The organism is Pyxidicoccus fallax, from assembly GCF_012933655.1.
Classification (GTDB): Bacteria; Myxococcota; Myxococcia; order Myxococcales; family Myxococcaceae; genus Myxococcus; species Myxococcus fallax.
Genome location: NZ_JABBJJ010000198.1, coordinates 1 through 24,024 on the forward strand (window position 1 = coordinate 1; position 24,024 = coordinate 24,024).

General features: G+C 68.3%; 16 protein-coding genes and 1 pseudogene. 9 read left to right on the top strand and 8 right to left on the bottom strand.

The window, feature by feature from the left end; all coding sequences use genetic code 11:
- From HG543_RS33045 to HG543_RS33080, 8 genes are all read left to right on the top strand, one after another.
- A partial coding sequence (locus tag HG543_RS33045; RefSeq protein ID WP_169348909.1) for a HEAT repeat domain-containing protein occupies positions 1 to 1,938 on the top strand: 1,938 nt, incomplete at its 5' end.
- A gap of 201 nt (positions 1,939 to 2,139) precedes the next feature.
- Positions 2,140 to 3,705: a TolC family protein gene (locus HG543_RS33050; protein WP_169348910.1), complete on the top strand. Its 1,566-nt coding sequence runs from the start codon at positions 2,140 to 2,142 to the stop codon at positions 3,703 to 3,705.
- Complete coding sequence (locus HG543_RS33055) at positions 3,693 to 5,012, top strand: efflux RND transporter periplasmic adaptor subunit (RefSeq protein WP_169348911.1); 1,320 nt, start codon at positions 3,693 to 3,695, stop codon at positions 5,010 to 5,012. Before HG543_RS33050 ends, HG543_RS33055 begins: the two co-directional genes overlap by 13 nt.
- Before the next feature lie 9 nt (positions 5,013 to 5,021).
- Entirely contained in the window at positions 5,022 to 8,189 is a 3,168-nt protein-coding gene (locus HG543_RS33060) for an efflux RND transporter permease subunit (RefSeq protein WP_169348912.1), read from the top strand.
- Positions 8,190 to 8,286: 97 nt separating this feature from the next.
- Positions 8,287 to 10,206: a patatin-like phospholipase family protein gene (locus HG543_RS33065; RefSeq protein WP_169348913.1), complete on the top strand. Its 1,920-nt coding sequence runs from the start codon at positions 8,287 to 8,289 to the stop codon at positions 10,204 to 10,206.
- Positions 10,203 to 11,171 carry a 3-oxoacyl-ACP synthase III family protein gene (locus tag HG543_RS33070; protein ID WP_169348914.1) on the top strand — a complete coding sequence of 323 codons (969 nt, stop codon included), beginning with the start codon at positions 10,203 to 10,205 and terminating at the stop codon, positions 11,169 to 11,171. The genes HG543_RS33065 and HG543_RS33070 overlap by 4 nt, the downstream gene beginning before the upstream one ends.
- Positions 11,168 to 11,923 (top strand): lysophospholipid acyltransferase family protein, encoded by a 756-nt coding sequence (locus HG543_RS33075; protein ID WP_169348915.1) that lies wholly within the window; start codon positions 11,168 to 11,170, stop codon positions 11,921 to 11,923. The genes HG543_RS33070 and HG543_RS33075 overlap by 4 nt, the downstream gene beginning before the upstream one ends.
- 19 nt (positions 11,924 to 11,942) lie before the next feature.
- On the top strand, positions 11,943 to 12,779 hold the full coding sequence (locus HG543_RS33080; protein ID WP_169348916.1) for an SDR family NAD(P)-dependent oxidoreductase: 837 nt from the start codon (positions 11,943 to 11,945) through the stop codon (positions 12,777 to 12,779).
- A gap of 308 nt (positions 12,780 to 13,087) precedes the next feature.
- On the opposite strand, the gene HG543_RS33085 is transcribed toward HG543_RS33080, so the two are convergent.
- The 5 genes from HG543_RS33085 to HG543_RS33105 form a co-directional block, all read right to left on the bottom strand.
- The gene (locus tag HG543_RS33085; protein ID WP_169348917.1) at positions 13,088 to 13,615 is read right to left on the bottom strand and encodes a pepsin/retropepsin-like aspartic protease family protein; all 528 of its coding nucleotides are present in this window, start codon (positions 13,613 to 13,615) and stop codon (positions 13,088 to 13,090) included.
- A gap of 175 nt (positions 13,616 to 13,790) precedes the next feature.
- Complete coding sequence (locus tag HG543_RS33090; protein WP_169348918.1) at positions 13,791 to 15,191, bottom strand: EH signature domain-containing protein; 1,401 nt, start codon at positions 15,189 to 15,191, stop codon at positions 13,791 to 13,793.
- A gap of 8 nt (positions 15,192 to 15,199) precedes the next feature.
- Positions 15,200 to 15,934 carry a hypothetical protein gene (locus tag HG543_RS33095; RefSeq protein WP_169348919.1) on the bottom strand — a complete coding sequence of 245 codons (735 nt, stop codon included), beginning with the start codon at positions 15,932 to 15,934 and terminating at the stop codon, positions 15,200 to 15,202.
- Positions 15,931 to 17,961, bottom strand: coding sequence for a phage tail tape measure protein (locus tag HG543_RS55725; RefSeq protein ID WP_246357473.1), 2,031 nt, complete (start codon positions 17,959 to 17,961; stop codon positions 15,931 to 15,933). The genes HG543_RS33095 and HG543_RS55725 overlap by 4 nt, the downstream gene beginning before the upstream one ends.
- The gene (locus HG543_RS33105) at positions 17,958 to 20,210 is read right to left on the bottom strand and encodes a DEAD/DEAH box helicase (protein WP_246357474.1); all 2,253 of its coding nucleotides are present in this window, start codon (positions 20,208 to 20,210) and stop codon (positions 17,958 to 17,960) included. Before HG543_RS33105 ends, HG543_RS55725 begins: the two co-directional genes overlap by 4 nt.
- Between HG543_RS33105 and HG543_RS55730 the strand changes: the two genes are divergently transcribed.
- Positions 20,127 to 20,579 (top strand): hypothetical protein, encoded by a 453-nt coding sequence (locus tag HG543_RS55730; RefSeq protein ID WP_246357475.1) that lies wholly within the window; start codon positions 20,127 to 20,129, stop codon positions 20,577 to 20,579. The two genes, HG543_RS33105 and HG543_RS55730, sit on opposite strands and share 84 nt — an antisense overlap.
- A gap of 586 nt (positions 20,580 to 21,165) precedes the next feature.
- Here HG543_RS55730 and HG543_RS33110 read toward each other — a convergent pair.
- The 3 genes and pseudogenes from HG543_RS33110 to HG543_RS33120 form a co-directional block, all read right to left on the bottom strand.
- Complete coding sequence (locus HG543_RS33110) at positions 21,166 to 21,918, bottom strand: 2OG-Fe(II) oxygenase (protein WP_169348921.1); 753 nt, start codon at positions 21,916 to 21,918, stop codon at positions 21,166 to 21,168.
- Between the two features lie 102 nt (positions 21,919 to 22,020).
- Positions 22,021 to 22,881 carry a methyltransferase domain-containing protein gene (locus HG543_RS33115; RefSeq protein ID WP_169348922.1) on the bottom strand — a complete coding sequence of 287 codons (861 nt, stop codon included), beginning with the start codon at positions 22,879 to 22,881 and terminating at the stop codon, positions 22,021 to 22,023.
- Between the two features lie 182 nt (positions 22,882 to 23,063).
- Positions 23,064 to 24,024: pseudogene (locus tag HG543_RS33120) on the bottom strand (serine/threonine-protein kinase PknK); the annotation flags it as partial.

Consider the following 24,024-nt stretch of genomic DNA (forward strand, 5'->3'; position numbering starts at 1 on the left):
GTACCTCCGCCGCCGGCCCCCACCGCCGCGTCCACGCCGCCCACCGTCACGGCGAGCACCACCCCGGCCGCCCATCCGCCCGCGAGCACCTACGTCGGCTCCGCCGCCTGCGCCGACTGCCACGAGCACGAGCACGCCGCGTGGGGCAAGGACTGGCACTCCCGCGCGCTCTCCCCGGCCACGCCGAAGTTCGTCGTGGGCGACTTCCGCAAGACGCACTTCAAAGGCGAGTCCAGCGAGGCCTGGATGCGCCGCGACGGCGAGCACCACTTCATGCGCACCCGCGGCGCCGACGGCCAGCTCGCCGAGTTCCCCGTCCAGTGGGTCGTCGGTGGCAAGCGCATGCAGGACCCCGTCACCGTCCTCCCCGATGGCCGCTGGCAGGTCCTCCCCGTCTACTTCCACGTCACCGGCAAGGGCGAGTGGGTCGACTACTCCGAGAAGAAGCAGGGCGCCCTCAGCCCGGACCACCCCTTCTTCTGGACCAACTTCCGCCGCAGCGCCCAGCACGCCTGCCTGGACTGCCATGTCACCGGGCTCGACGCCCGCTACGACCGCGCCGCCCACACCTGGACCACCCGCTTCACCGATGCCGGCGTCGCCTGCGAGAGCTGCCACGGCCCCGGCTCCCGCCACGTCGAGTCCCAGGATGCGAAGGACATCGTCCAGCCCGCGAGTCTCTCCCCCGAGCTCGGCTTCGCCGTGTGCGCCCAGTGCCACGGGCCCCGCAAGCCCCTCTTCCCCATCCTCGACGCCGCCCACCGCTTCCAGCCCGGCCAGCGCTACGAGGACCACTACCAGCCCATCGTCCTCTTCCTCGGCAACGAGCGCTCCGGCGACTACTTCACCGACGGCCGCCCGAGCACCTCCAGCTTCGAGTACCAGGCCCTCATCCAATCCCGCTGCCACACGAAGGGCGGCGCCACCTGCCTGACCTGTCACACCGCGCCCCACGAGCCCGGCGCCCCCAACGAAGTCCAGAAGCCCCAGAAGGCCACCGCCAACGTCTCCACCAACTCCGCCACCTGCCAGCAGTGCCACGCGGATGTCTTCGCGCAGGGCCAGAAGCACACGCACCACACCGCGCGCGCCGCCCAGGACTGCCTGTCCTGCCACATGCCGCCCGTCGTCTCCGGCGTGCTCGACCCCTTCGCCGACCACGCGCTGGACGTGCCCGTCCCGGACAACACCTCGCGCCATGGCGTCCCCAACGCCTGCAATTCCTGTCACGCCAAGGAGACGCCCGAGGCCATGTCCCAGGCCCTCCTGAAGTGGTGGCCCCAGGCTGGCGTGAGACAGCAGCGCCGCCTGCGCCTCGCGGAGGCCTTCGACGACAAGACGGCCGCCACCAGCCGTCCCTCGCTGGAGGCCGTGCTCGCGGACACCGAGGAGGCGCCCTCGCTGCGAGGCGCCGCGGCGAAGCTGCTCGCCCGCCGCTTCAAGCGCGACGCCGTGCCCGCCCTGCGCGCGGCGCTCGAGGGTACGCAGGACGGCCTCCTCCGCTCGGACATCATCGAGGGCCTGGGTACCGCCGGCTCGCGCGAGGCCATCGAGGACCTCGTGCCGCTGCTCACGGACCGTTCCCTGTGGGTGCGCCAGGCCGCCTCTCTGACGCTCGCGGGCTTCGGGGACGCGCGCGGCCTCGCCGCCACGCAGGCCCTCGCCTCGCGGCCGGAGACGTCCGGGCTGGTGCAGCCGCACCTCATGCTCGGCCAGCTCGCCATGCGCCGGAAGGACGTCGTCACCGCCACGCGCGAGTTCGAGCGTGCGCTGGACCTCCAGCCCTACAACGCCGACGCCCTCGTGAAGCTGGCCGACCTCTACGTCGTCCAGGGACAGGTGGAGCGCGGGAAGCAGCGACTGGAGGAGGCGCTGCGCTTCGACCCGCAGAGCCGCGCCGCGAAGCAGCGGCTGTCCATGCTCCAGCAGGGCCGATGAAGCGAAGCCACCGGTGCCGGGGCCGCTCCGCCCCCGGCTCTGTGGCTTTCGCAACACCGTTGCCGTTGAACCTGTCCCCGGGACGGTGCCCCTTCATCCACTGTTGAGCAGCAGGGGCCCGGAATCTGTCCACCAGACACAAGGTGGGACTCGGGACCGTGGTGGGAGCCATGCGCGCCTCATACCTCTGGGCACGCCCCCATGAATGCCCTGCTGCTCGCAGTCCTGCTCTCGCGCTCCAGCCCCGTGCCTGGCCTGCTGCTCGCCCAGGCGGGTACTGGCGCCGTGCAGCAGCCGACACCCGGGGCGCCCACCTCGACTCCGACACCCCGACCCGCGCCCGGGACGCCTCCTTCCTCCGCCACGCCTCCGGGCGCCGCGGGAGGGACTCCTCCCCGACCGACACCCGGCACCGCGCCCGGCCCGGATGAGCCCACACCGCCCCAGCCCGAGGTCTCGGACCCGCTGCTGGCGCCGGTGCCTCCCGCGCCCGTGCAGGTGTCCTCCTGGGAGGAGGCGCTGAACCTCCTCAAGCAGCGCTCCACGGACCTGCGCACCGCGCTCGCCCGGGTGGAGACCGCGGCGGGGCTTCGGCGCATCGCCCTCGCCGGCCTGCTGCCCACCATCACCGGCAACGTGTCCGCCCAGTACAACGTGCTCAACCCCGACGCGGTGTTCATCGGCGGAGGCACGGGCGGCATCGGCGGCGGTATCGGCGGAGGCACGGGCGGCGGTGACGGCGAGGCCCTGCGCCCCACCAACCCGCCCGTGGTGGGCACGCTGACGGCCACCCAGCCGCTGTTCAACCTGCAGGCCATCACCGCGCTGGGCACCGCGCGCGAGGCCGAGCGCACCGCCTCCCTGTCCCTCGCCGAGACGCGGCGCCAGCTCACCGGAGCCCTGGCGCAGGGGCTCGTCGGAGTGTCCGCCCGCGAGCGGCTGGCCGAGGTCAGCCGCGTCAACCTGCGCAGCGCGCTGGAGCGGCTGGCCCTGGCGCAGCGGCGTCTGGAATTGGGCGCGGGCACCCGGCTGGACGTGGTGCGCGTGCAGCAGGACGCGGAGAGCACCCGCGTCCTCGTGGTGACGAATGACGAGCAACTGCGGCAGGCGCGCGAGTCGCTCGGGCTGGCGCTGGGAACCCCGGGCGCGGTGGGCCTGGCGCGCGGGGTGGACCTGGAGGCGCTGCTCCGGCAGGCGCGGCGTGACTGCCACCGGCTGGAGGACCTGAACAGCCGGCCGGACCTCGCGGCGGCGCGCTCGCGGCTCGTCGTGGCCGAGCGGCAGGTGACGGAGGTGAAGACGACGTACGTGCCCACGCTGGCCCTGACCAGCAACGTGCTGGCCCTCACGGTGGAAGACGGCGTCGCGGAGGTGCCGGTGTGGAACGTGGGCGCCGCCCTCGTGCTGCCCTTCTACGAGGGCGGCGCGCGCGAGGGCCGGCTGCGGCAGACACGCGCCGAGGCGGAGGTGGCGCGGCAGGACGTGGTGGAGCTCGAGCGCAACGTCACCGTGGAGGTGGCCCAGGCACGGCGCGGGGTGGAGGTCGCCACGGCGGCTCGCGACATCGCCGCGCGCGAGCGCGACCTGGCCGAGGAGAACGACCGGCTCACCCGGCGCAGCTTCGAGGTGGGCACCGGCACCAGCCTGGAACTCATCCAGACGGCGGCGACGCTGCGCCAGGCGGAGCTGCAGTTGGTGGTGCGCGAATTCGAACTGGAGCAGGCGCGAGTCGAGGCATTCCTGGCGGAGGCTTCATGCGAGTGGTGAGGACATGGGGCGCGGGGCTGGTGACCCTGGCCCTGGCGGCGGGGTGCAAGGGCTCACAGGAGGAAAAGCCCCAGGGAGGACAGGCGGGCGCCGGCCGGGCCATGCCCGTGCAGGTGCAGGCGCTCCAGCCCGGGCCGGTGCGTGACACGAGCGAGTACGTGGGCAGGCTCGTCTCCCGGCGGAGCATCACCGTGTACCCGCAGGTCGCCGGCTACGTGCAGGAGATTCCGACGAAGCCCGGCCAGCAGGTGAAGCAGGGAGACGTGCTGCTCGTGGTGGACCCGCGCCAGCAGCGCGCGGGCCTGCGCGCCACCCAGGCCCAGCGGGCCTCCGCCGAGGCCCAGCTCGAGTACGCCCGGAGCACCCGCCAGCGCAGCGCGCAGCTCCTGAAGGAGGGGCTGCTCAGCCGCCAGGACTATGACCAGGCCGTGGCCCAGGCCGAGCAGGCCGAGGCGAGCGCGCGCGCCATCCAGGCGCAAATCCAGTCGCAGGAGGTGCAGCTCGACTTCTACCGGGTGAGCGCGCCCTTCGCGGGCACGGTGGGCGACTTCCCGGTGAACGTGGGCGACTACGTCACGCCGCAGACGGCCCTCACCTCGGTGAGCCAGGGCCGCGTGCTGGAGGTGTCCGTGCAGGTGCCGGTGGAGCGCGCCCGCACCATCAAGACAGGGGACACGCCGGTGGAGGTGGTGGACCCGGGCGGGAAGCTGCTGGTGTCCGCACCGGTCTTCTTCGTGGCGCCCATCCCCAGCGCCACCACGCAGCTCGTGGAGGTGAGGGCCGCCTTCGAGAACACCGTGGGCCTGCGCCCCGGGCAGCTCGTGCGCGTGCGCGTGGTGTACGAGACGCGCGAGGCGCTCCAGGTGCCCACCTTCGCGGTGACGAACATCAGCAGCCAGTCCTTCGTCTACGTGGCGGGCCAGGCGGACGGCGGCGGCACCGTGGCCCGCCGCGTGCCCGTGAAGCTGGGCCAGATTTCCGGCAACGCCTACGAGGTGGAGAGCGGCATCGAGCCGGGCACGCAGGTGGTGGTCAGCGGGCTGCAACTGCTGCGAGAGGGCCAGCCCATCCAGCCCATGCCCGCGAAGCCGGGCGGCCCGCAGCAGGGCGTGGGCGGCAGCGGCGCCGAGCCTCCCCAGGGTCAGGGCACGCAGGGCGCGCCCGGCGAGCCGGGACAGCCCGAGGCCCGGGGGGAGCAGCCCCTGCAGCCTCAAGGCCAGGGCGTTCCCGGCGGCCCGGCGCAGCCCGGGAGTAGAGGCCATCCACAAGGCCCGGCTCCGGGTGGCGCAGCGACTCCGCGGCAGTGAGGACACGGCATGTTCGTCGACTTCTTCATCCGCCGGCCCGTCTTCGCCAGCGTGCTGTCCATCATCATCACGCTGGTGGGGGCCATCTCCATCCCGTCGCTCCCCGTCGAGCAGTACCCGGACCTGTCCTCGCCCGTGGTGCAGGTGTCGGCCAACTACATCGGCGCGTCCGCGGAGACGGTGGAGAGCGCCGTCACCACGGTGCTGGAGCGCCAGCTCAACGGCGTGCAGGGGATGCGCTACATCTCCTCCACCAGCAGCAACACCGGGCAGAGCAGCGTCACCGTCACCTTCGAGCCGGGCCGGGACTTGGACCTCGCCGCCGTGGACGTGCAGAACCGCGTGTCCACCGCGACGCCGCAGCTGCCCGCCGAGGTGAACGCGCTGGGCGTCACCGTCAACAAGGCGCAGACGCAGCTGCTCATGGCCTTCGGCCTGTATGACTCGGAGAAGCGCTACGACACGGGCTTCCTCAGCAACTACGCGGACGTCTACATCCGCGACGCGCTCCTGCGCGTGAGGGGCGTGGGCGACGTGCGCATCTTCGGCGAGCGCCGCTTCGCCATGCGCCTGTGGCTGGACCCCACGGAGCTGGCGCGCCGGGGACTGGCCGCCACGGACGTGGTGAACGCGCTGCGCGCGCAGAACGTCCAGGTGGGCGCCGGCCAGGTGGGCCAGCAGCCCGCGCCCGCGGGGCAGACGTACCAGTTCACCCTGCGCGTGCAGGGCCAGCTCACCACGCCCGAGCAGTTCGGCGACATCGTCGTGCAGCGCGGCCAGGACGGCTCACTGGTGCGGCTCAAGGACGTGGGCCGCGCGGAGCTGGGCGCGGAGAACTACGGGCAGCTTTTGCGCTTCAACGGCCAGGAGGCGGTGGGCCTGGGCATCTTCCAGCTTCCGGGCTCCAACGCGCTGGAGGTGCGCGACGGCGTCATCAAGGAGCTGGAGCGGCTCAAGGCCAACTTCCCGCCCGGCATGACGTACCAGCGCGCCTTCGACACCACCGCGGCGGTGGAGGCGTCGATTGAAGAGGTGCTCGTCACCCTGGGCGAGGCCATCCTCCTGGTGGTGCTCGTGGTCTTCATCTTCCTGCACGGCTGGCGCAGCGTGCTGGTGGTGGCCACGACGCTGCCCGTGTCGCTGGTGGGCACCTTCCTCTTCGTCAGCGCGTTCGGCTTCTCCATCAACACGTTGACGCTCTTCGGCCTCACGCTGGCCACGGGCCTCGTGGTGGACGACGCCATCATCGTCATCGAGAACGTCGAGCGCACCATGGCGCACGACAACGTGGACGCGCGCGAGGCCACGCACCGGGGCATGAAGCAGGTGGCCGGCGCGCTCGTCGCCATCGCCATCGTGCTGTCCGCGGTGTTCGTCCCGGTGTCCTTCTTCCCCGGCACCACCGGCATCATCTACCGGCAGTTCGCGCTCACCCTCGCCTTCTCCATCAGCCTCTCCGCGCTGGTGGCCCTCACGCTGTCGCCCGCCTTGTGCGCCATCCTCCTCAAGCCCCACGAGGGCGAGAAGTGGCGCGTGTTCCGGGCGTTCGACCGGATGCTGGAGCGGTTCCGCGACGCGTATGGGCGGCTGCTGGCCCGGCTCGTGGGCCCGCTGAAGTGGCCCGTCACCATCGCCTTCGTGGTGTGCCTGGCCGCCACGGCGCTCGCGTATCGGCTCACGCCCTCCGGCTTCATCCCCGGCGAGGACCAGGGCTACCTCATCGTCGCGGTGCAGGGGCCGGAGGGCACGTCGCTGGACTACACGCGGCAGGTGCTCCTCCAGGCGGAGGAGGTGCTGCGCAAGCAGCCGGAGGTGTCCGGCATCTTCACCGTGGGCGGCTTCTCGCTGCTGGGCACCGGCGCCAACTACGGCACCCTCTTCGTCAACCTGCGCCCGTGGGAGGAACGCGAGGAGCGGGAGCAGAGCGTGGCGGGGCTGGTGGAGCGGCTGCGCGGCCCGCTGCTCGCCATTGGCGGCGCGCGCGTGCTGCCCTTCGAGCCCCCGGCCATCCGCGGCGTGGGCAGCGTGGGCGGCTTCGAGTTCGTCCTGGAGGACCAGCAGGGCGGCCGCTCCCTGGCGGAACTGGCGCAGGCGACGGAAGGCCTGGTGGCCCGGGCCAACCAGGACCCGCGATTGACGGGCGTCTTCTCGTCCTACACCGCCAGCACGCCGCTCCTGGACATCCAGGTGGACCGCGAGAAGGCGCTCGCGCTGGGCGTGCCGCTGGACGCGGTCTTCTCCACCCTGCAGGTCTACCTGGGCAGCCAGTACGTCAATGACTTCACCTTCGCCAGCCGCGTGTACCGCGTCTACGTGCAGGCCGCCGTCCCCTTCCGCAACGAGCCCCAGGACATCAACGCGCTCTACGTGCGCGCGTCGTCCGGGCAGATGGTGCCGCTGGAGTCGCTGGTGAAGGTGCGGCCCATCACCAGCGCGCAGAACATCCAGCACTACAACCTCTTCCGCTCGGCGGGGTTGAACGGGCAGGGCAAGCCGGGCGTCAGCACCGGGCAGGCGCTGGAGGCCATGGAGGAGGTGGCGCGGCAGTCCCTGCCCGCCGGCTACACCTTCGAGTGGACGGGCCTGTCCCTGGAGCAGAAGCAGGCGGGCACCAGCGTGCTCATCATCTTCGGCCTGGGCATCCTCTTCGTGTTCCTGGTGCTGGCGGCGCAGTACGAGAGCTTCGCGCTGCCCGCCGTCATCCTCCTGGGCGTGCCGGTGGCCATGCTGGGCGCGCTCGCGCTGCAGAACCTGCGCGGCCTGCAGAACGACGTCTTCTGCCAGGTGGGGCTCGTCATGCTCGTGGGCCTCGCGAGCAAGAACGCCATCCTCATCGTCGAGTTCGCCGAGCAGCTGCGCGCCGAGGGACAGAGCGTGACCAACGCCGCCATCTACGCGGCGCAGACGCGCCTGCGCCCCATCCTCATGACGTCCTTCGCCTTCCTCATGGGCGTGGTGCCGCTGATGCTGGCCTCGGGCGCGGGTGCCTCCGCGCGCAAGTCATTGGGCACCACCGTCTTCGGCGGCATGCTGCTGTCCACCTTCGTCAACCTCATCTTCATCCCCGTGCTGTACGTCCTCGTGGAGTCCCTGCGCGCACGCATCCGCAAGACGCCCGGGCCCACCCACAAGCCGCCGGACGCGGAGCCGCCCGCGCCTCAACCGCTGTCCGCGTGAAACATGGATTCCACGTGAGCCCCGCATCATCAAGCACACGGGGCATTACAGACCCGTGTGCGGGGTTGTCCAGGCTTCGTTATTCTTTGAAGCCTCAATGCCAAACTCCACGCGCCTCGACATCCAGCGCCGGCGTCTGTACGCGCTCAAGCGAGCGCCGGCGCTGCGGCACACCAGCAACACCATCCTGTTGCAGTTGCTGGACAAGGGCGTGGAGGTGTCCTGGGAGAAGGACACGGTGCTGTGCGAGGAGGGCCAGGAGCCGGCGGGCTTCTTCCTCCTCCTGGACGGGGAGCTGGACGTCCGGCGAGGCGGCGAGCCGCTCTTGACGCTGAGGCCGGACACGCCGCTGGGCGTGGAGGCACTACTCGGTGGCAGGTGCACCGTCACCGCGCGGGCGGTGTCCGCCTCCACCGGCCTGTTCTTTCCATACGACAAGGTATGGGATTTGGTTCACGCGCACGCGGGCCTGCGGCAGGACCTGGGCCACGTGGAGCTCGGGGCACCCCGGCGGGAAGACCTGCTCGAATACGCGGAGGTCGTCGCCTTCGAGAGTGATTTACGCGACGCGCCACTGTCCACGCTCATCGAGCTGGCGGCCAAGAGCATCACCCACGACTTCGGGGACCGGGTGCTGCTCCTGCGCTCGGCGGCCGGGGGAGAGGGGACGGTGTCGCGCGGGGCGGACGGCGTGTTCCGCGCCACGATGCCGGAGCCCGCGCCGGGAGCGCCGGCCCGGGTGGAGGCGGAGCGGCTGCACCGGCTCGCGCGGGAGCATGGCGTCCACTACATCTTCCTGGACGGCTGCGCGGTGGACGCGGCGCTGTTGGGCAAGACGGTGCGGCTCGTTCCCGGCCCCGCCCACGCGCGGCCTCCGCTGACGCCCGGGTATCGCGTGCTGCCCACGGTGGTCATCGACCCCGGGCTCCCTCCGCGCGGCGCGGTGCTGAGCGGCCAGCCGCAGGAGGCCGGGACGGCGGTGGACACGCGGGTGCTGCCGGCCTGCTGGCTGCGGGTGGGCCTGAAGCGGCTGGCGCGGCTGACGGTGGATGACCGGCCACTGGACGCGGTGGAATTGACGGACGCGGAGCTGGACGCGCTGGCGCGCTGGGCGAGGGCCCTCACCCACCGGCGCGTGGGACTGGCGCTCAGCGGCGGCGGCGTGTGGGGCTTCTACCACGTGTACATCCTGCGCTGGCTGGTGGGCCGGGGCGTGCCCATCGACTTCGTCAGCGGCGCCAGCATGGGCTCGCTGGTGGGGGCGTACTTCTGCGGCAGCGCGCTGGACGGACGCAGCGGTCTGGAGGGGCTGTTGCGCCTGGAGGAGCGCGCGGTGAATCGCCAGCTCTCCCTGGCCGCCGCCGCCGCCATGGTGACGTCGTACTCCCTGGAGCGCTTCGTGGAGAAGGACCTGGGGGACACCTCGTTGGAGGAGCTGTCCATCCGCTTCCTGCCGGTGGCGACGGACCTGACGAGCGGGGACTGCGTGGCGCTGGAGCGCGGGCCGGTGGCACTGGGGGTGCGCGCGAGCGGCTCGGCGCCCGGCGTGTTCGCACCCACGGTGGTAGGGGCCGCGAGGTACGTGGACGGCGCGTTCACCAGCATGGTACCGGCCAACGTGCTGTTGAGCGCGGGCGCGGACATCATCTTCTCGAGCAACATCTTCCCCTTCGGCGTCCGTCCCACGGCGCACGCGCATCGCACGATGCTGGGCCGGTTCCTGTCCGGCCTCAACCCGATGGCGCGGGCACTGGACCTCGTGGCCAGCGGCGTGCTGCTGCTGCACCGCAGCGGCGACGCGGAGTCGCTGCTGGCGGACGTGGGCTATGACATCCAGTCCGCGGAGCTGCCACTGCGCACGGCCATGGACTTCACCCGGGCGCGGGACATCCTCGACCGGGCCGAGGCGGATGGCGCGCTGGCGGCGAAGCTGGAGGAGCTGCGGCAGCACTGGTGTCTGCTGAAGACCCGCGCGGGCTCCGGGAAGCCCCGCTCCGGAGGAAGGCAGGCGGCATGATTCCCGTTCGCATCCTGGGCACCGCGAGCGTCCTCCCCGGCCCCGCCGTGACGACCGCGGAGCTGTGCGCGCGCGTGGGGCGAGACGCCGCGGAGGTGGAGCGCAAGACGGGCATCCACACGCGCCACTTCGCGCCGCCGGGGACGCGGGCCGCGGACGTGGCGGCCACCGCGCTGCGCGGCGCGCTGGAGGCGGCGGGCGTGGAGGCGAAGGCGCTGCGCCGCATCCTCTGCGTCACCTCCATGGGCGGCGACGTCACCACGCCGGCCACCGCCAACCGCGTGGCGGCGGCGCTGGGGCTGGCGGGGAGCTGCGACGCCATGGACGTGAGCAACGCGTGCATGGGCTTTCTGAGCGCCTTCGACCTGGCCGCGCGCTCGGTGGCGACGGGGCTGGGGCCGGTGGGCATCGTCTCGGTGGAATTGCTGTCGCGCACCACCACGCCGGAGGACCCGCGCCCGTACCTCGTGCTGGGAGACGCGGCGGCGGCGGCGGTGCTCGGTACCGGGCGGCCCGGTGAAGGCGTGCTGGGCGTGGCCCTGGGCAACGACGGCAGCTTCCCCACCGACGTGGTGCTGGAGAACCCGCACGCCACGGGGAAGCCGGAGCGGATGCGCTTCCTCACGCCCAGCAAGGAGATGACGCGCGTGGCGCTGGAGGCGCTGCTGCGGGCGGCGCGCTCGGTGCTGGCCGAGGCCGGCGTGGCGCTGGGCGACGTGGAGTGGGTGCTCACGCACCAGCCCAACGGGAGCATGCTGGAGGCCATCCTCCGCGCGCTGGACGTGCCGCCGGAGCGGAGCGTGCGGGTGGTGGACACGGTGGGCAGCGTGGGCTCGGCGTCGCTGGGCACCGGGTTGGACCGGCTGCTGCGCACGCGGCCGGTGAAGCCGGGAGACCGCATCCTGATGGTGGGCGTGGGCGCGGGCGTGGCGTACGGCGCGGTGCTGTACCAGGTGGGTGGATGAAGGGCGCGGGCGGTCTGCCGCTGGCGGCGTGGCTGGCCACCTTCCGGCTGCTGCGGCGCTATCACCGCTACGAGGTGGTGAACCTGGAGCCGCTCTTGCGGCCCGGGGCGAAGCTCATCGTCGGCTACCACGGGCGGCCCCTGGCGCTGGACCTGTGCATGCTGACGGTGACGCTCTACGAGCACCTGGGCTACCTGCCGCACGGCGTGGCGCATGGCGCGTTCGACCGGATACCGGGCATGCGCGCGGTGGCGGACGGACTGGGCTTCGTCACCGGGGACGACCCGCGGCTCGCGGAGGCGGTGGCTCGTGGCGAGCACGTGCTCTTGCAGCCCGGGGGCACGCGCGAGGGCTGCCGGAGCTTCCGGCACCGCTACCGCGTGGACTGGGGCGAGCGCATGGGCTACCTGCGCCTCGCGGTGCGCTACCGGCTGCCGATTGTCCCCGTGGGCGGCAGCGGCATGGATGACGCGTACCTGGGCCTCAATGATGGGTATGCGCTGGGGCGGCGCGTGGGGATGCCGGCGCGTCTGCCTTTGTGGCTGGGCGTGGGCGCGACCGGGGTGTGGCCTGCTTCACTGCCCTTCCCCGTGAAGATGACACAGTGGGTGGGTGAGCCGCTGACGCGTCACCTGGAGCCGGGGTTCGACGCGGGAGATCGGAACGCGATGCTGGCGGTCCACCATGAAGTCGCGGGCGCGGTACAGGCCCTGCTGGACACGGCGCGCTTGGGTGGACCGGGCCCGGCGTGAGTCACGGAAGGTAGTGGTCATGGGCAGTACGAGTGATGGAGATGGCGCGAGCGGTTCTCAGTGGGCGCTCATCCTGGGAGCTTCGTCCGGAACAGGCGCGGCCATCGCGGAGGCGGTGGCGCGGCGGCCCGGGCTGGATGTGTTCGGCGTGCACCGCGGACGGTACGCGGAGAGCGCGGCGCGGATGAAAGAGACGGTGCGGGAAGCCGGTCGCCGCGCGGAATTGTGGCAGGCGGATGCGTCCACGCCGGAGTCCGCGGAGGCGGGCGTGGAGGCGCTACGGCGGGTGGCGGGCCCGCGCAGCGTGAAGCTGTTCGTGCACTCGATTGCCGGGGCCTCGGTGGGGCACTTCCTGTCGCAAGGGGAGGACCGGCTGCACTCGCGCCGCATCCGTCGCACCTTCGACACCATGGCGCACTCGTTCGTGTACTGGGCGCAGGCGCTGGTGGCGGCGGACCTGCTGGCGCCGGAGGCCCGGCTGCTCGGACTGCAGAACCCGCTGGACGAGACGCACCTGTCCAACACGGGGCTCATCAGCGCGTCCAAGGCGGCGCTGGAGATGTACGTGCGCTACCTGGCCATGGAGCTGGGCCCGCTGGGGCACCGGGTGAACCTGCTCAAGTTCGGCACGGTGATGACGCCCGCGCTGAGGCACGTGTACTCGCCGGAGGCGCTCGCGCGGCTGGAGACGATGCACTCGCGGATGAATCCCGCCGGGCGCATGTGCACCCTGGACGAGGTGGCGCGCTTCGTCACCGTGCTCGCGGGCGAGGACGCCGCGTGGTTCAACGGCGCCACCATCGACTTCACCGGCGGCATGACTCTGAAGCTGCTGGATTTGGTGCTGAACCCGTGAGCCCTTGACGTTCAGAACAGGGGCTCTCGCTCCTCCGGGGTGCGCCGGTCTTCGTTGTAGGCACCGATGGGCCTGCTCAGCATGGCCTTGCGTTGCGGCTTCGCCATCCGGGAAAGCCGCGCGCGAAGCGCGAAGACATCTGCCGAGCGCCAGCATCCTGTGCCTAGCACAGGGGAGCTTCGTCCCCGGTGTTGCTAAACCTCTTCAGGTAAGTCGATCAAGCAGGCTCGGAGGCAGGATGGACAACCTCTCCGAGGAGACCGTCTCAAAGGAATCTGCTGAAGCACGTGCGAGATGTCCTCCCTGCGCTACTTCTTGATGAAGACCGGCAACTTGAATCGCCACGCGGGATGTGGTCGCAGGATTGCCCCCGGCTTCGCAGCGTTGGCCCTTTCGCCGTTGAGCTTGAGCAAGTACGAGCGCGGCATGTTTAGCACGTACCCTCCTCCCGTCAGCGGCACTGCGCCATCCGGCGCGGTCCCAACTAGTCCCTGGTTCTGAATGTCCACAGACAACTCGTGAGCGCGCAAGAAATCGAATCCAATCAGCACCTCTCCTGCGCCCGGGATACAGAGCACTTCGTGGGTTGATGCGAACCCCTGTTCCTCGTACATCGTCCAGGCGACGAGGCACCGGTATATGAAGGCGAGCATCGGTTCGTGCCCTGGACTCGACACGTCTGCAGTGTCGTATGCGTCGAGTTCGAGCGCGTCGACAACCGCCTGCGTGATACATGTGTGATGCGCTCCGGTGTCGATGACTGCGTTGGCGGTGGTGAACGAGCGGGTTCCGTTGCGAAACGTAAACTCCTCAACGATCTCGTGGCGAATGGTCATCTCGTGGCCGCATTTCGTCCATGAACTGCTCGCTCCTACCGAAGTCCGCCAATCTAGTCTGAGGGGCCGGGCGGTGCCATCGGCTGTACTCATATGAGACTCGCTATGCGCTCAGGCACATCCCTAAGCGACAGGTATCTCTTAGCGGACGGCTGAAACCGCACCTCACAGATGCTCAGAGCTTTCGCCTTTGCCTATTCCGATCCCACTCGATGCCGAGCGCCAAGAGTTCCTGGTCGAATCGAGACTGCCAGTACTTCCCATGAATCAGACGACGCGTACTGAGCTGAACATCCTTGAGATTCTGGGCATGCTCCACCACCATGCCTCGCAGCATTCGATCGAAGTTCTCGTGTCGATAGACGAAGGTCGCATTTCCAGTCTCCGAGAACTCGACTACCACGAAGCGATCGAACGACAGGCAGAATGCGCTCACTTCCCCTTTGGGAAGCCGCCTTGCGCGCCTGAAGGCGGCCCGCTGTTCCGGGGGAAGTGCATCCCCCCTTCTGCGCAGGTCATCGTAGGTCGCCGAGTCAAGCCAACATGTCGTTGTCCTGATGGACCCGAGATAGCGCAGCCAGAAATCACGCCGGTCCTGCTCCCGCATGGCGCGCTCAAAGAAGAATTCGAGATCTTGCTGAATGAGCGCGGCGAGAAAGTCGTCGAACGCTCCTCGGGTGCGGCTCCGTACCTGAGCCCATGCCTCGGTCAATGTGGTGAGGCGGGGATCTCCGAAGACACTGTCCTTGGATACGAGCCGCTCTTCAAGACGGCCTTGTACTCCCGCGCCGACCTGCCGCTGCGCACGACATTCCAGCACCGCCGCCACGACCGCCACCCTCGCTTCTAACGGGGCTGGAGTAAGACTCGTTTCGGTCCCCACGAACGGGAGCCATGCTCGACCGCGTGCATCGTCCATCAAGAAGGCGAGGCTCTCAGTGACATCCCGACGCTGACGAAGTCTTTGAAGGAGGTACTCCGACACGACATGCCCCGTGTACGAGACACTCGATCTCGCGCCCGCGACCTTGAGCGCTTCGACTACGTGGGGCAAGGACTCGTCCTTCCATTGCTCAGCGAGCAGACCAGGACCCTTCCGACCAAGCACTGTACTCACTGGCAGCGGGAGGCCCCACCGAGGCAAGCGCTCTTCTTTCCAGAAGTGGCCTGCGAGGCGCGCCCATCCCTCCTGCACTTCAGGGGTTTCGGAGAGACTCCAATCGCGAAGCCGCTGCCGCACGAATCGAGGTAAACTCTCCGGACTTTCCGACAGGAACCAGCGCATGCGCTCCAGTCCCACCTCGCGCCAGAACGCGGGCACCGCGCGCTTCTCGCGGCGAGAGAGGCTCGATAGATCTCGTGCATCCAGCTTCGCGATCATGGCACCTACGTCGATCGCATTGCGCGCACGCTGCAGGCGCTCTGGCTCCCACGCATCAACCCGCTGCTGTGCGAGGTCCAGGCTTCGCGAAAGTTGCCGCATCCCGCTCTCGGACTGCTCACGGAATGTCTCAAGCCCGGCCACGAACAGCCGCTGTCGGTCAGAGATGCTCGCTAGCCATGAATCCAGTCCCATGCAACCTCCTACAAACGCAGGTCGCCGCGAACACGAATTACGAGGCGGCGATTGGACGGCTCACTGCCATCCGTTCCAGGGCGCGGGGCCGTCTGTCCTCTTCCCGATACGACGAAGTTCGAGTCCAGGCATTCCCGCTCGTAGCCCGCGTCCTCAAGCTGGCCGCGCACTGTGAAGAAGACCTCCTGCGCACGCGCAGCGCTGGCTCGGACGTTGTTCTCGAAGCTGACTTCCGCAACTCCATTGCGGACACCACACTCACTGCTGGTTCCGAGAAAGGGCCGGTCGTCTGTGTGACCTTCAAGGATGATGGTGGGTTCAGCGCCGGCATCCCTCATTGCGTCTACGGCCTCGCAGACCCGGTGGATGAGGGGAACGGCACCGCGCTTGAACTGCTCTACATATGCAGGAGGAGTTCGGCATTGCCCCAAACCGAACTGCAGGTTCTTGAACTCGATCTCCAGTGCATTCACGCCACCATCCAACCCACTCAACGAAATGAAGCCACCGTCGAGAGTGGCATCCAGCGAAATGAGGTCCTCCCTGAGTGCCAGCAAGGATGCCTGGACGCCTTCCTTCTGAGAATCCACTTTGCCGATGGCCACCTCCTTCTCCCGAATCGCGGCTTCCCGCTGCTTCCGGGCCTCCAGGATGAAGATGACCGCTAGTAAGAGAAACACCACAGCGACACCGGCCATGAGGTCCGCAAGGGACCTCTCGCTGCCCTCTCCTGGCGAGCTCACGTGCGCTTCACCTGGGGCCGCAAGGCCTCCTTGAGTTCCTTCACAGTGTCGTTGAGGTCCTCGACGCCCTGAACGAGCTCACCGGAGGTCCTGTCCACCACGGACTCCATTTGCTGCATGACCTTCGCCCACTGACTGCTCAATGCCTGTGACTGGCGGCTAACTGCCTCTTCGTACGTGCGGACCAATCCAGTAAGAACAGGAGTGACCTGATCGAGGGCTTGGCGCTGGGCATTCAGCAGGTTCTCCTCCTGCTTGGTCACGGCCGCACGCTCCTTCGAAAGCAACTGGTACGTGTTGGCCGTTTCGCTCAGGCGGCGAGCCACCTCCTCCATCTGGTTCGACGTGTTCTTCGCCTTATCGTGGGTGTCACTCGCTCCGCGCGTCGCCGCGACAAGTTGGGCCGCCGTATTACGCAGTTGCTCCGTCAATTCGCGCAATCCGTCCTGGGTTTTCCCCATGAGCTTTGAGAACTCTTCCGACTGGGCCTGGACGTTGTGCATATTCGAATTCGCAGCGGCACGCAGAGCATCCACCTGCCCCTGCAGCGCCCCGGTCTGCCGCACCGTATGAGCCTGGAGGTTCTGCGCCGACACAGATGCGGCATCGACGAGCCGCTGGGTGCTATCGTTCATTCCGGCCAGGACGTCCTTGAAGCCGCTCATGACGGATGAAACGGTGCTTCCCAATTGACCAAGCACCTGCTGGTTCTCCTCGTTCAGCCGGTGGGAGGACTCGGTCGAAGCCCTGAGCACCCGTGCCGTTGCCGTCTCCAGGTCCTTCCGAACCGTGTCGAAGCTCCCCAACAACACGCTGACCTTCTCTGTCAGCATGTCAATGGCCCGCTGGTTCTCACTCCCCCACTGGCGCGCATTTTCCCCTAGCGCCTTCGACATGAGGTCGAACTGATTTTCGAGCCTTGGCAGCACGCCCACCAGTTCCGCCATCTGCCGCGCCATGTCTTGGGATTGGGAGTGGAACCCTCCAGAGACTGTGTCCCTCAGCTGCTCGAGGATGCGCCCCAGATCATGCTCCTGCTTTTCGGAGAGCGCCTTGTAAATAGCGTCGAGGTGCTCACGAACCGTGGACATCTCTCGTTGAAGTGTCGTGGCGAAGCCGGTTGCGATGGTGCGCTGCAAGTCGCTGGCGATGACGCGCACGGCTTGCTCGACGGCAGTGAGCTGCCGCGTAATCACGTCGCCGACCTGCTCCTTCATCATCGTGCCAAAGTGGGTCTGCACTTCGGAGCCGATGTGCTGCAGGGACACTTCCACACTCTCTAGGTGCTGGAGCCGCTCAGCCAGTTCCTTGCGCGTTTGCGCAAGCTCTGTCCTCAATACCCCCAGGGCGTCTTTGCGCGCTGAAGCCAGCGTGATTTCCTGAGCGTCCAGCGTCTGGGTCTCGACTTCGAAGCGGGCTCGCATGGCATCGAGTCGAGCCAGAAGCTGTCGCTCAAGCCATGAGGCAACGCCCTGAAAGAAGAAGGAGCCTACAAGTCCCATCGCCGAAACGAAGAACTTGGCGCCCATCTGACCGATGGCTTGCGAAAGCAGATCCGACTGAGAGTTCGCGCCGGATGTCTGGGAGACACGCAGCGCGTCCTGGACCGGACCGACGAGCACGACGCCCAAGAGTACGAAGGTGATAACCAGAGCGATGCCAGTCAGGTTCCTGCCAATTCCATGACCTGCGGAATGCCGAAACAGAGCACGGCACGTCTCCCTCAATTCTTGAGAGGGAGATGTGCGCATGAGAACGGGGCCACCAATCTCCTGGCGTCCGGGAGGGAACACGAGTTGCTCGCGGACAGCCCGCCACAAGGCTCGTCCCTCCTGGCCGGATTCAGGGTCCTGCTGGTGACCAGCGAGGAGTGCCGGGAGTCCCACATCCAGGGCCTGGACTGCTCGGACCAGCTTCCCGTAGCGCCACCAGGCGAGACTTAGAGCAATCAGCGTGAGCACCACAATGCAGCCGATTGCCTGGGAGAGAGTAACTCCCTGCAGGATTGATACAATATACATTTTCAAACCTCTCCCGAGGAATCAGAGGTCTGGAATACGCCCGCGTATTGATTTGCGTCGTCCGGCTGGGGCGACAAGAAGTCGCGCGCCACGGCGCGCTTGCGCTCCACCAATTCATGCAGCCGCATGTCGAAACCGGCGTCCTTTCGCCCCTGACGGTGGAGCAAGGGGTAGTACACGTGGACCGAACGGGTCTGACCGATGCGATGGGCGCGATCCGTAGCCTGATCCTCCTTCGCCGGGTTCCACCACCGCCCATAGTGGATGACGTGGTTGGCAGCCACGATATTGAGCCCAGCGCCTGCGGCCAACGGACTCAACAGGAGAACCTGAAACCCCGGTGCACGGGAGAACGCATCGATATGGTCCAGGGCCAGCCGACGATTCTCCGGCTCCCCATTGAGGATGGGTACACGTCCGAGCTTGAAACGCTCGCCAATGAGCTGAGCCAGCAGGTCCTGCATCGCCCGGGAGAGGACGAAAACCAGGGCTTTCTCCGCGTTGGTACCTCGTCCCTGACTCTCCACTTGCTCCAATAGTTCCAGGCACAACCGCGTCTTCGGACTCTCGCGAAGGGCCGCCGTGGTAGACATCCCCCGGGAATCCACTAGTAGTGCAGGATGCTGGTAAAGCTTCTGAAGCTCCCCAAGCGCCCAGAGAGAACCACGCTTGGGTGCGTGCGCGGCAATGAGACGTTCTTGCTCTTCTTGAAGCGCAGTCATCTCGACAGCCACTTTCTGGGGACACTTCGGGGGGAGATCCTTGAGTGCCTCCGATTTCTCCCGACGGAGGAGCGTGCATTGGTCCGAGGGATAGCCAAGCCGTTGCCGCAAAGTCACCACGGCTCGCTCGCCTTGGTGCTCCTCTCGGAAGGTGGTACGTGGCCCGAAGACTCGTGGTTCACGGCTCTGGATGGCGTCGTAAACGGCCCAGACGTCGAGCAACTCATTCTCGACTGGGGTTCCCGTCAGTGCGACTGCGAAGGAGCGTTTGAGAGCGCGCGCAGCCCGCGAGCGCAGTGTGTCCGGGTTCTTGAGGTTGTGCGCCTCATCGAACACGACGACATCGAAGTCCACCTTCAACAGGGACCGCTGGTGAGCCCCGAGCGTCTCATAGTTCGTAAGGATCAGTTCCTGGCGCTCAAGGAAGGCCGTGTTGAGTCCCTCCACACGCATTACCCTCCGCAGTCCCGGTCCGTGCAAGATGAACGGTTCGGGCCAGACCCGGTCCTCAAAGAAGCGCTTGAGTTCCTGCCGCCAGTTCTCAATCAAGATTGTAGGACAGACCACCAACTGAGGCCGTGAAGTCCGCTGCGATCCCTCCAACCGTCTCAACGTCAGAAAGCAAGCGACCTGCAATGTCTTGCCAAGCCCCATGTCGTCCGCGAGCAGCACTCCAGGAACCTGGGAGCTGGCGTGGCGCCATAGCCACGCAAGTCCTTGACGTTGATGGGGCTTTAGTTCCACGCCGGGGCGCAGCGCTGTTGCTAGCAGGTTCCACGGAACAGGGAACTCCTCCACGGACACGCGAGTATCACTGGAAGGCGTTGCACTCAGCTCGCGTACGATGGCGGCCTCACGTCCCCTGGCGCCCTCGCCAGTTCCCTCCGCCGCGCTTCCGGCTTCATCCGTTGGAGCAACCTCTGACAGATGGAGTGCGGTTCGGAGCTGACGCCCTACTGATTCGCTTGGAAGAAACCGGGTCTCTCCCACGGTCAACGGAGCCGCGCGTCCGTGCTTCAACGCGGCGTCGTTGCGCCCCAGAAGCTCCAGGGCTTCCTCCCGCGAACGGAGCTGGAGCACCGTGGACGCCCCGTCCTCACCACGCTCCACATGAAGCGCGAGGGAGAACGCCCCAGCCTCATCCACAGGGTCGAACCATTCGAGGCCCGAGCCCTCCAGCCGCTCAGCAGGTTGCCGGCCACTCAGAACCTCGAATCCCGCGACTCGTTGTGAATACTGGGAGAGGTCCAGGAACCGGTCTGCATCCTGGCCCTCTGGAACGACGCATGACGGGTCGCGGAGTTCCTGTTGGACGTCTTGCACAAGGCGCCGTTGGAGCGGGCGGAGATTATCGAGCACTGCGGCGGCCCCTTCGGGGAGCAGCAGAGGTCGGAGAGCGTCATTCCCGGCCACTCCGCCAGGCCGCACGCTAGAGAGCGGCAAAGGAGCGTGAGTGCCGTCCGAACGAACGACGTACGGTCGGAGGGAGACGACATCCGAAGCATCTGGTTCCTGTTCCCAGCGAAGCCCCATCCGAGCTACGGGCTGTGGCTCGAACTTCCCGAGGAATCCCGCGGGGGTGAACTGGACCCTCCCAACGAGCAACCGCACAGCTTCATCCAGCACACTTCGAATGCGCGCGACACGAGCAAGCTGATCGTGTGTAGCGGCATGAGTCGCAAGGCGGGCCTCGGCGCACGCCCAAGCCGCAACCGGCATCAAGGGGCGAGGCCCAAGGCCATCAACCGCAATGGACCAAGGCAAAGCAGCGGGCGCATCAGGAATCACCTCTCCATCGACACGGATTCGGTACTTCGCGCCAGCGCTGCCTGGAACGCCCACCACGTCGCACCGGATGGATTGCTGATCCACGCTGAGAAGGTCCATGAGCAGGTGCTGTAGAGCGACCCACTCCTCCAGACGATATGCGTGTTCCTCCTCGTCGGCTCCGCTTTCGACAGGGCGTCCAAGCGCAGCCCACTGACTTGAGGAGAAGCGCGCATGACGTTCATCGCGCCACCCTTTCGCCGTCCATTCGTCTTCACGAAGGGCCACGCGAGAGCCGAGCTCCCCTGGGAGCTCGACCAAGGAAATGAACAGCTGGTCCGCTTCAATGAACCAGCGAGAGGCGGGGGAGCGAGGGTTTCGAGTCACTGGATGGGCCGAAGCTTTGGTTCGGACCACACCATCATTTCAGATTACGCCTGGAGTTGTGAATCGGGGGAGGTAGGCCTTTGGAAAGGTCATCGACCACGACCATCCTCCGCTTGAGGTGCAGTAGACGCAAAGAGCGCCTTCGCCGCACTCATAACGACGTAGCCCATTGCGGCTTACGCTGGGTAGACGGCTTTAGCCAATCGCCGACAAGCCGGGGCAATGTGGACCCACCAAATTCCAGCAGCCTCAGGAGCGCGCCACCTTTCCTCCCTCAGGTGCCACATGAACGCCTCCAAGTGAAATGGCAGCTCGAACCCTGTAAAGTCATCGCTCATCGGGCGTCGTGGAAGATGATGCCCAGCGTGTGCCGCTGACCGGAGCGCAGCCGGCTCACGCCATGTCTCATGTTGACGCGGTAGTGGCCGCGCGTGCCCTTCACCGGCCGGTGATGCACGGGAAAGACGACGCCGTCACCCTGCCCCAACGGCACCACCTCCGCGCGGGACTGCATGCGGGGCCGCTGCTCGGTGAGCACGAACTCGCCGCCAGTGAAGTCGTCTCCCGGCGCGGACAGGAGGAAGGCCACCTGCAGCGGGAAGACGTGCTCGCCGTAGAGGTCCTGGTGCAGGCAGTTGTAGTCCCCCTCGACGTAGCGCAGGAGCAGCGGCGTCGGTCGCGTCTGCCCGGCCTCGTGGCAGCGCTCGACGAACGCGGCATGTGCCTCCGGGAAGCGCACGTCGATGCCCAGCGTCTCGTTCCACCGGTTCGCGATGGGCGCGAGCCGCGGGTACAGCGCCGTCCTCAAGACAGACACGGAGTCAGGAAGCGGGTAGGCGAAGTACTTGTACTCCCCCTTCCCGAAGCCGTGCCGCGCCATGACGACGCGGCTGCGGAACACGGTGTCGTCGCCGCCATACAGCTCCGCCAGCCCGGCGCACTCCGCCGGAGTGAGCATTCCGCGCACGGTGGCGCAGCCCTGGGTGTCCAGCTCCGCCGCGATGTGCTCCCAGTCGAGCGCCTCCACGCGCTCCGGGATGGGCGTCTTCAGACGACGAGCCGTGGATGTCCGTGTCTTGGAATGCAAGGTGTCGCGCCTCCTCCGTTTCAACGAATGCCGCCTCCGCGCCGCCTGGGCGACCCGGAAGTTGCGATGAAACGCCTGGAAGCCCGGACGCTCCCGCGCCACTCAGGCGCCGCGCGGCTCCGGCATCCGGAATGACAAACAGTAATAGAAGGGCGCCACCTGCTCCTCCGTCACCGACTCGGCGCCAATGGGCAGCAGCTCGCGGGGACAGTGCGGGTCGCTCGAGTAGAAGGTAATCGCCCGGAACGCCGCGCGCTGGAGCAGCGAGGGACGGAAGGCCGGGTCCAGCTGCTCGTCCACCACCACCAGCGGCGTGCCCGGCCGCGCCACGCGCGCCATCTCTCCCAGCGCCGTCGCCGGGTCCCGGTACCCGCCAATCCCTCCCACGTGCAGCACCCGGTCGAATGTCCCGTCCGCGAAGGGCAGCGCGTGGGCGTCCGCCATCAGCAGCCGCACGGACTCGTACCCGCCCCGCCGCACCCGCTTCCGGCAGTGCCCGAGCATCCCCTCGCTCAGGTCCACGCCCCACACCTCCACGTCCAGCCCGTGGGGCACATCCCTCCGGATGAGCGGCAGGTTCGCCCCGGAGCCCACGCCCACCTCCAGCACCCGCACCGGCTGCCCGTCCTCGCGAGGCCTCAGCGCCCCCAATTCCAGACGTCGCATGTACCGGTCGCGCATCCGCGACTCCGTCACCGACTGGAGCACCGGCGTCAGCACCGCCGTCAGCGGGTCATGCAGCGCCGGCAGCCCGTCGTAGATGACGCGCATCAGCCGGTCCGTGCCGCGCACCGCGTCCTCGCGGTACAGCCGCACGAGGCCCCGCTTCACCTCCCACGCCTCGCCACAGCCGCCACAGCGCAGCCGCCCGTCCAGCAGGCGACCACCGTCCTCCTGCCCGTGGAACACCAGCGTCCCGCGACAGGCCGGGCAGGCCAGCAGCGCCACGTCCCGAACTCCCACGCCACTCGAGCTCAACGTCGCGCCTCCGCTCGTGCCCGGGCCAGCACGCCCCGAGTCCGCACACCGCTCGCGCTCAACGTCGTGCCTCCGCCCGTACCCGGGCCAGCCCGCCCCGAGTCTCCACACCACCCGCGCTCAACGTGCCGCCTCCGCTCGTGCCAGGGCCAGCTCGCCCCGAGTCCTCACCTCACTCGAGCGCAACGTGCCACCTCCGCCCGCGCCCAGGCCAGCTCATCCCGCGTGCCGAGCCGCTCGAACAACGCCACCGCGCGCTCCGCGTGCTCGCTCCGCGCCGGGTCCTCCGGCGGCAGGTGCCGCGCCAGCTCCAACCGGGCCCGGGCCTCCTCGTACGTCGTGCCCTTGCGCGCCGCCAGGGCGATGCACCGGCGCCACAGCTCCCACGCGCGCGTCCGGTGGCCCGCCACCCACGCCTCGCACCCACGCCACAGCAGCGCCGCCGGCTTGCCGAAGGGGAACGCCTTGGCGAACGCGTCCACCTCCTTGCGTGCCGCCCTCGCGCTGTCCGCCAGCGTCGCGTCCACCCCGCCGTCGCGCTCCCACAGCGCCAGCAGCACCTCCGCCACCGACATGACGCCGAAGTAGACGAAGTGCGCCACCGGCTTGCCGGCCGACAGCTTCACCAGCGCCTTCTCCGCCGCCTCGCGCGCCCCGCCGGGGTTGCCCTCGCGCAGTCGCAGGAGCGCCAGCGTGCCGTCCACGATGATGCGGTCCGTGAGGCTTCCCTGTGCCTCCGTCCAGGCCAGCGTCTGCTCCAGCGCGGCGCGCGCCTTCAGGTGGTTGCCCAGCCGCAGGTGGATGTGGGCCTGGTAGTGCAGCGCCCAGTGCTGCGTCTGGTGCGCCCCGCGCCGCCGAGCCGAGGTCTCCAGCCAGTCCATCAGCGGCAGCCCCCGGGAGAACTTCCCCTGGTAGCAGGACACCACCGTCAGGAGCGTCCGGCACTCCTCCGCCAGCCGCAGGTCTCCCACCGAGTCGACGATGCCAATCGCCCGCTCCAGCGCCACCTCCACCTCGGACCACCGCGCCACGTAGGTGCCGTACACGGCGTTGCGGCACAGCACGTAGGCCAGGTCCGCGGGGCTGCCCACGCGCTCGGCCACCGCCCGCGCGCGCCCCACCCACGCC